Source organism: Xanthomonas sp. SHU 308 (assembly GCF_000364645.1).
Lineage (GTDB): Bacteria > Pseudomonadota > Gammaproteobacteria > Xanthomonadales > Xanthomonadaceae > Xanthomonas_A > Xanthomonas_A sontii.
In genome coordinates this window covers 1-772 of the sequence record NZ_AQOK01000711.1, presented here as the reverse complement: position 1 = coordinate 772, position 772 = coordinate 1, and the positions used below count along the sequence as shown (strand labels likewise).

Below are 772 nucleotides of genomic sequence, written 5' to 3'. Positions count from 1 at the left end.
TGGCTGCCGCGCCTGCTGCCCTGGCCGCTGGCCGTGGCGATCCTGCTCGCCGGGGCGTCGCTGTACGTGGCGGCACCGCGCTGGCGCTGGCTGGGCGCGTTCGCGATCGGCGCCGGCTGGCTGGCGTTGGTCGCCGGCATGGTGCTGGCAAGGCAGTTGCCGGCCGACTGGGAAAAGCGCGTGGTCGACGTCCGCGGCCAGGTGGTGGAACTGCCGCAGGCCGAAACCCGCCGCACCCGCTTCCTGTTCCGGGTGGACAGCGACGCGGCGCAGCCGGCGCCGTTGCGCGGGCGCCTGCTGCAACTGGCGTGGTACGACGACTTCGGCACGCACCAGGCCGGGCCGCGTAGCGCCCTGAGCGCCGGCGCGCGCTGGCAGTTGCAGGTGCGCCTGCGCGCGCCACGTGGCTTGAGCAATCCGGGTGGCTTCGATGCCGAGGCCTATGCGCTGGCGCAGCGGATCAGTGCCAGCGGCTACGTGGTGGCGCCGCAGGCGGCAGCGCAATTGACGCCGGGGCAGGGCATCGACGCCTGGCGGGCGGGCATGTCCGCGCGCATCGCCGCGGCCGTGCCGCAGGCCTCGGCGCGCTACGTACAGGCGCTGGCGCTGGGCGACACGCGGCGCCTGGACGATCGCGACTGGCGCATCCTGCGTGCCGCCGGCCTGACCCATCTCATCGCCATTTCCGGCTTCCATGTCGGCCTGGTCGCCGGCGCCTTCGCACTGCTCGGCGGCGGCCTGTGGCGGCTGTGGCCGCAACTGGGCCGCTACT

Annotated in this window: 1 protein-coding gene; it reads left to right on the top strand. The window is 74.5% G+C overall.

The window, feature by feature from the left end; all coding sequences use genetic code 11:
* Positions 1–3: 3 nt before the first annotated feature.
* A partial coding sequence (locus D588_RS25495; protein WP_232764334.1) for a ComEC/Rec2 family competence protein occupies positions 4–772 on the top strand: 769 nt, incomplete at its 3' end.